This is a genomic window from Bacillus sp. JJ864, assembly GCF_036963045.1.
Classification (GTDB): domain Bacteria; phylum Bacillota; class Bacilli; order Bacillales; family Bacillaceae_G; genus Bacillus_A; species Bacillus_A pseudomycoides_C.
In genome coordinates, this window is the sequence record NZ_JBALLY010000033.1 from 4,540 (window position 1) to 12,017 (window position 7,478).

At 32.1% G+C, this 7,478-nt stretch carries 5 protein-coding genes and 1 pseudogene; 1 reads left to right on the forward strand and 5 read right to left on the reverse strand.

The features are described from left to right. Window positions 1-60 precede the first annotated feature (60 nt). From V7024_RS06650 to ycaC, 4 genes and pseudogenes are all read right to left on the reverse strand, one after another. Window positions 61-705, reverse strand: coding sequence for a TetR/AcrR family transcriptional regulator (locus tag V7024_RS06650; protein ID WP_335517346.1), 645 nt, complete (start codon window positions 703-705; stop codon window positions 61-63). Between the two features lie 313 nt (window positions 706-1,018). After that, window positions 1,019-1,686: pseudogene (locus tag V7024_RS06655) on the reverse strand (O-methyltransferase). Between the two features lie 326 nt (window positions 1,687-2,012). After that, window positions 2,013-3,047: a glycosyl hydrolase family 18 protein gene (locus V7024_RS06660; RefSeq protein WP_335517349.1), complete on the reverse strand. Its 1,035-nt coding sequence runs from the start codon at window positions 3,045-3,047 to the stop codon at window positions 2,013-2,015. A gap of 434 nt (window positions 3,048-3,481) precedes the next feature. Continuing rightward, window positions 3,482-4,117: an isochorismate family cysteine hydrolase YcaC gene (gene ycaC / locus V7024_RS06665; RefSeq protein ID WP_335517353.1), complete on the reverse strand. Its 636-nt coding sequence runs from the start codon at window positions 4,115-4,117 to the stop codon at window positions 3,482-3,484. Between the two features lie 649 nt (window positions 4,118-4,766). Here ycaC and V7024_RS06670 point away from each other — a divergent pair. Beyond that, the gene (locus tag V7024_RS06670) at window positions 4,767-5,447 is read left to right on the forward strand and encodes a hypothetical protein (RefSeq protein ID WP_098917988.1); all 681 of its coding nucleotides are present in this window, start codon (window positions 4,767-4,769) and stop codon (window positions 5,445-5,447) included. Window positions 5,448-6,781: 1,334 nt separating this feature from the next. Here V7024_RS06670 and V7024_RS06675 read toward each other — a convergent pair. Continuing rightward, the gene (locus V7024_RS06675; RefSeq protein ID WP_335517359.1) at window positions 6,782-7,231 is read right to left on the reverse strand and encodes a hypothetical protein; all 450 of its coding nucleotides are present in this window, start codon (window positions 7,229-7,231) and stop codon (window positions 6,782-6,784) included. Window positions 7,232-7,478 lie beyond the last annotated feature (247 nt).

The following is a 7,478-nucleotide window of genomic DNA, read 5'->3' on the forward strand; positions in this document are numbered from 1 at the left end:
AGTAACTGAGTAGTTACAATATTTACAAGTAAACTTACCCTACATTTTCCCGTGATCTTATTAGTCATTTTCAGACTGTTTCATCAAAATATCCAAAATATAATTAAAGCTACCTTTTTTAGCTCCAAGAGTAGTCTCCATTATGTGAATAAACGCCTTTGCTCTTTGCATTGTTTCGTGAGGCTGCCAATGAAACAGTCCTTCATCAAATATTACTTGTGCAGAAGCGAGCAAAAATTCTATTGTTTCTTGTGGATAATCCGTCACAAAAACATGTTCATTGATTCCTTGCTTAATCACCTCCGTCAAAACAGGTGTTAAATGTAAAATAGACTGAACTAAACTTCTCTGATGCATTTCAGCATTACTTGGCTGATGAAATTGTTCAATCATTTTGTCTTTGTTTCCCCCAGCTTTTGGTGCTTGCGCTATTAAAATATGAAATAATTTATCAAGTACTGGGATGTTAGGATCTGAAGCAATCTTTTTTGCTGCTGCAACATCTGCATTTACAATCCGCATAATAATCGCATCCATCACTTCCTCTTTTGATTTGAAATAATGATAAAACGTTCCTTTTGCGATACCGATTTCCTGCAGAATATCGTTTACGGTCGTTTTCATATATCCTTTCGAAGCAAACCATTTTTCTGCGATATCTAAAATTTCATTTCTTCGTTCTTCATATTCTTTTACGATTCTCATGAATAAACTCCTTCTCACTAGACCGACTGTCGGTCAAATATAATTATATGTAAACATTTCAAAAAGTTGCTCTTTATTATATCCATATTAGATAACTAAAAAAATATTACTCCATATAAGAAAAACCCACGATGACATTTATTGTGTCCTTCTTGCTTCACTAAATCTCATCCTCTAAAGATTCCTTTTCTATACTAACGTCCTACTTCCTTCCTTTTTATTCTCAAAATCAGCTATATGCTCTAGAAAACATCCTGAAAAAGGAGCCATTTTTTATGCCCCCTTTTCACCGTTCTGTGAACCACAATTCTTATTACATTACTACTCCTATCGCAAACCCATCGTATCCTTTGCTTCCCACAGTCTGTATTGCCGTCGAGGATAGTTGTGATTCAGATGCAAGAGTATCAAAAAAGCGGCGAATGCCCTGAACATTAGAATCAGTGCTAGAAACGTTTACTACTTCTCCTTTGCGAACCACATTGTCAGCTACAATTACGGTACCTTTTCGAGATAATTTGAGTGCCCACTTTAAATATTCCGAGTTGTTTTGTTTATCCGCATCGATAAAAATGAAATCAAATGGATCAACTCCTTCATCATTTAACTTCGCCAACGTTTCAAGAGCAGGTCCAATTCGCACTTCTACTAAATCGGATAATCCCGCACTTGCTATATTTGATTTTGCAACCTCAGCGTGATGTCCATCTAATTCAAGAGTAATTAATCGTCCGTCTGCTGGTAAGCTCGTGTCAGCCAAATCGTGCTATATCCCCCTAAAGTTCCAATTTCTAATATTCTTTTCGCTCCTTTTATTAGAGCTAGTAAATGAAGGAATTTCGCTTGATTCGGAGCAACATCTATTGCAGGTAATCCTGCCTTAGCATTTGCTTCCAATACATTCTCAAGAGTTTCATCTGTAAGTAATAACTGATTTGTAAAATATGCATCAACTTCAATCCATTTTTGTAAATCTCCCATCAAAAACACTCCCTTTATGTATGTTTCCGACTCTACAATTTCGAAACATATTTTTCAAAATTTAAATCCTCTTACCTTACTTTCATTTCAAAGGTGTTATCTCTTTTGCTATTAAAACATATGACAAATCACCTTTACGTTCAGTATATTTAAGTTCAAAAATGAAAAAAGGTTATAATTTAACCATGAATTTCCCCTTTTTAATATATTAGTTGATAGTTATAAATTATCTCCCGAGTACACAAGTATGGACCTAATGATATTAGGTCCATACTTGTGTATAAATAAAAATATTATGCAGATTACTTCATTTTAATCCAAACAGTTTATTTTAAACCATTAGAAATCGCTGTCCAGAACTGTTTATTTGTTTTTTCAACCGCATAAACAGAAACACCACCAAGTTTCTTTGTAACAGTATAATGTGCCTTTTGTTTTATACTTGCTTCATCTTCATACCAAACTACATGTTTATGCTTCTTACTATCAGTATAACTAAATACCATGGAACCAGAAGCCTCATCACGATATGGTTTTGCTTTCGTCTGTTGGATAAGTGCATTTGTATCTTTCCATGCTAGCATTCCACTTTCATTTTTATCAGTTAAGTCCCAATCATTCCCGTATGAAGGGATTCCCATAATAATTTTTTTACTATTTACCAATTTAATAGCATAATTTAAACTTTCCTCTAACCAAGGGCGACTAATTGTAGATCCTGGTTCACTCCATGAACCATGTTCATCATAAGTCATTACTTGAAGGAAATCTGCATTTTTTCCTAATTGAGCATAATCAAATGGCCATGTCCATGTATCTTCACGATTATCCTCACTCTTAGCAGGAACTGATACCATAACAGAATGCCCTGAAACATGAAATTTTTCTGACGTTTCTTTTACAAAAGAAGTAAATAAATTACGATCTTCTGGCTTCATATCTTCAAAATCAATATTTACACCGTCGTATTTATTTGTAACAATCATTTTATACATTTCATTTATTAATTTCTTTCTTTTTTTCGAATCAGAAAGCACGTTGTGAGCTAAATCAGGATCAAAATAATCAATAGCATTATTAAAATTAGAAAAAGTTGCATAACTTTTTATTTTACTTTGTTTTGCATAAGACAATACATCTTTTGGTACATTTGTTGAAACAGTTCCATCTGAGTAAAAGACAAAGTTATCTGTCGCCACTTGATTCATTACTGGCTGTGTTCCTTTTAATGATTCATTAGATGTGCCCTGTGTATATCCAAGAACAATTGGTTGACTTGTACTAGCTGCAGAAGCAGTAATCGTATGAGATACAATCATTGTAAATAGACTTAAAGTAGTTAAGCAGAGTTTTAATTTCATTTTTATGTCCCCCTATATTTCTTTTCATATTTAAATAATAAACACATCGTCATTGCATTCTATTTATATATTTATTTCTGTATAAATAAATAAATAGTTTATTATGCTCCCAAGTATTTTTCTATTGAAAAGCTATCTCCCTTCACTATAATTGCCATTTAATCAATCTACTTACACAGTGTAACTAACACAATTACATAATAACCTCTTTTTTTTTTTCACTGTCAACATTTTAAGTATATACTATTGAATTGATGGTTTCCTTCAGAACTTGAAGACAGGAAAGAAATCTTTGCTGTTAAAGTAACTACAGAATAGGGAATAAAACAAAAAAGAGTAATGCATTATTACTCTTTTTTGTTTTAATTTTTATTATATTGTCATAGTAAAGATAGTTAGTTATGTGTTAGTTAACCATTATTTATTATGTCATTTTACTTGCTAAGCTCTCTTTGGGCTCTCATATAGCTTTCAATGGTATTTTGATAACTAGGAAGATGTTTAGCAAGTAAAGCACCAAAGCCTTCAACGTCATTTCGCCAGTCACGATGTAATTCTGCTGCGACGCTAAACCAGTTCATAAGTTGCACCCCTCCATGAGTCATACGTATAAGGGCAGCATCGGCAACTTGTTTACTAAAAGTCCCTGATGCATCAGTGACAACGAACACCTCATACCCCACGTTTACAGCAGATAGCGCTGGGAACGCAACACAAACATCAGTAACAACTCCTGCGATAATTAGTTGTTTTTTACCTGTTTCTTTAATGGCTTTAACAAATTCTTCATTATCCCATGCATTAATTTGCCCAGGCCGAGCTATTTTTGGCGCACCAGGAAAGAGCTCAACCAATTCTTGCATCAGTGGGCCGTTTGGTCCGTTTTCAAAGCTTGTTGTTAAAATAACTGGTAAATCAAAAAACTTAGCGGTGTTAGCAAGAGCCAAAACATTATTCTTAAATTCATCAACACCATAATCACGCACTAAGCTGGAAATAAGACCAGTTTGATGATCCACTAGAAGAACAGCGGCATCATTTTTGGAAAGACGAGAATAGAGATCAGACATTTTATAGTCCTCCTTTAATTAAGGTAATAGAATAAAATCCACCTTAAACTTCTTCGCTTGTTATAATCGTTTTCCTTTTATTAGTAGGTAATTAATTTATTTCTCAACAAAGATAGTCAATACGTATAAATATAGAGTTAGTACAATCATATGGACACAACTTAGTTAAGTCCTTACAATGGGGTTCAAGAAGGAAGTGTCCGCATGACAATCAAGAGACTTAATGAAGAGTTTAAAAAATGAGCCGAATTCTCATAAATAACTGTAAAAAGGTAAAATTTTCGTTTTAGGAGTGTCTCAAAATATTAGCTTAATGGGTATGTATAGTAACACTCTACTTTAAAATCATTATTTCCATATATTACAGATTGTAATTATATTTTTTTAATTTATAATTGATAATATAAATTTTATAGAAATAATAACTACTCAGCTATACCTTTAATTTAGGAGTTTCATAGGCGGAAATTCGCTCTATTTTTTTGCATACAACACAAACATGTGCGATACACTATATCTTGTGATAAAACAAATAAACATATTTTTTGGTAATTTTTTTAAGCGCCTTATATCTTCACGAGGTGACTGAATAGTTACCAGAAATATTTATATAAGTTACGGATTAGGGTTGAGTTTTTAGGAGGTTTAAATGAGAAAAATATTACCTGGGGCCATTTCATCTCATACCCAGTATGGGTATTTAAAGGTGCCGAAAAATGTCAAAAGTCAGTGTCCTAAATGCGGTAAATCAAGTGAATTCACATTAAAAACGAATTTTTACCAAGTTACAAAAAGAGGATTATTCGCAGAAGGGCTTTGTTTTGAATGTCAAAAGCCATCAGAATTTGTGATTATGTTTAATGATAAAGAAGTAGAAGTGTATATTTATAGTCCTTCGGATTTTAGAGATCCTTTGGCTCAGCTTGAACGCAATAAACATATTCCTATAGACCTAGTTAGGGCATATCGCTCTACTTTAAATGTCAGTCAGTCAAAAGATAATTCTGCTACTGCAGTACTGTCAAAACAAGTTCTTGAAAGTGTCCTCAAACATTTTCTTGGAGAGAAAGGTAATGGACAGTCCCTTTCCCAGCAATTTGAGCAATTGCCAAAATATATCGATTTAACTAAACCGATTCAAGATGTTGGCCACCTCGTTCATCCGGAAAGTCCTTTTTATGGGATGCTTGAATTGAAACAGGAAATTGATGATGAAGCAGTAGCTTTATTAACAGAATTACTAGAAGTCCTTATCGAATATTTATTTGTGTTGCCTGAAAAAATCGAATCAGTACATGATAAGATTGAACAGAAATTTAAAAAGGTGTAGCATGTACATTTTAATGTTTTTATACGCTAAAAAATTTTCGAAAAACAATAGCATGAGTTTTATTTAAAGATAAATTTTTAGACACCATTTAAGCTATTTTTAGTTTATTTTACGTTGAAGTGGATTTGTCTCAAATACCTACCGACGTTTTTGAGATTAGGTGATTTTCTTAGACTAATAAAATCAACACTTTTTCATGCCGAATTTTACTTAGCGTATATTTTCGTTAAAATGTGGGCGGTACGCCTTTATAGTAATATTAATGAACACATATTCACATGTCACATTTGACATGCAAAAGGAATTATCAGATCGATTTGAAAAAGCATTTCAACAACTCACTTACCCTCTATGTGGTCAATCTTATAAAAAATAGCGCTAAACCCTTTATTTATCAAGGATTTAGCGCTATTTTATGTCAAAAGGGAAAAAAGTCCGCTACTGGCAAATCGCATAAGAACGGGATTCCTTGAATTAGTTGCACACTTTTTTACCTTTTTTGTTAACAATTTCACAAAAACAATTGTATTCTTGTCCTTATTTTGTAGTTATATAATGCTTACAACACAGCAATTCTTTAAATAAAAATTTATCGTAAGGGTAAAAAAATATTAAATTACTCCCCCTTCTCTTTCTCCTTAAAAAAAGTGACCAATTGCGCCTACTTTAGTTATTTTTCATTTAAGTGAGTCAATTTCATAAATGGTTTTCGATGTAATAAAAACGAATGAAACTGAAAATGAATCTGATTTAATTGAGAAAAAATATTTTAATACGAATTTTATAATGGGAAATCAATTCATTATTCGGTTTTTCTGTGTACTTTGTCTATTGTGAAATTGATTCAAGTAGATATTATTACATATACCAACTTAATACACAATAATATACAAATTAACAAATTTAATAGAGTATAATGATTTCCACTTAATTAGTTCAATCTAATTTCCTGTAATTAATTTATGTCTCTTTTACGGACATCTATCTTCTTATACGTTGAAAAAACGAAGTTTGACTGTAAACTTCGTTTTCGTTTATATGTAGCATGCATAGATTGGATTCCTTATATAATACGTAAAGTATGATAAAAACTTTGAAATCTTTAGAATTCCCTTAGATTTTGATAAAACAACGCGTTCACTAACCTTTTCATAAGGAGGTACACAATCTGACGATTACGCTTTTTACGAGGTTGAATGTTCAATGTATGTTATCTTTGTCTATTATTCGTTATAAATAACACTATTCTTCTACATTTAATAGGGAAAATATTTTGGTGCAAGCTGACATTAGGAGTAGAGATCAATGAATACCTAATTGATTTAACCAAAGCTCTATAAAGATTGATGATTAGTTGTTCGCCTGATAGGAATTATTTCAACTTTTTGTTTTGCTGTAGTATCTGCAAAAATTCTTACCTTTCGAATTTCTCTTTTATAATTTGGGAATTCAATAATAACAGTGTATTCAGAATATGCCTTAGGTCCCGAAGGATCTAAGGCATATTCCTTAGGGGGAGCAGGTAAAAAAATAACATCGGTTTGACCAGATTCGTTTGTTAGAAATGACTGAATACCTTGAAAGTGTGATTCTTCGCTTTGAATAGTTACTGTAGCGCCTTTAATTGGCTTTTCTGTATTGATTTCATAAACAGACACAATAAGCTTGCCTGTAGACGCGCGATAAACTTGCCTCGCATTATGAGTATAACCTTCCTCGTAAAAAAAGGTAGAGCTTTGATAAAAAGAACATAAGTTTAACTCATAAGGATTTTGTCCAGTCACACTGTCTCCTCCTTTCGACTAAATAATTATATTAATAGTTATTTTAAATAATATAATCTATATTCTTAGTTTTTAATAAGAATAATAATTGTTTCCATAGTAAGGAGATATTAAATTTTGATATGGTGGTCCATTCGGAATAGATGCTATTTGAGATGGATAAATAAAAGGTGAGTTTATAAACGAAGAAGGATTTTGTTGATTTCCATTTAAATTGGTATTTGTTCCATAAAACATTGAATTATTT

What these genes read in the sequence shown, in the direction of transcription:
- V7024_RS06650 (WP_335517346.1), bottom strand. Translation starts at nt 705, where the DNA reads ATGAGAATCGTAAAAGAATATGAAGAACGAAGAAATGAAATTTTAGAT.
- V7024_RS06660 (WP_335517349.1), bottom strand. Translation starts at nt 3,047, where the DNA reads ATGAAATTAAAACTCTGCTTAACTACTTTAAGTCTATTTACAATGATT.
- ycaC (WP_335517353.1), bottom strand. Translation starts at nt 4,117, where the DNA reads ATGTCTGATCTCTATTCTCGTCTTTCCAAAAATGATGCCGCTGTTCTT.
- V7024_RS06670 (WP_098917988.1), top strand. Translation starts at nt 4,767, where the DNA reads ATGAGAAAAATATTACCTGGGGCCATTTCATCTCATACCCAGTATGGG.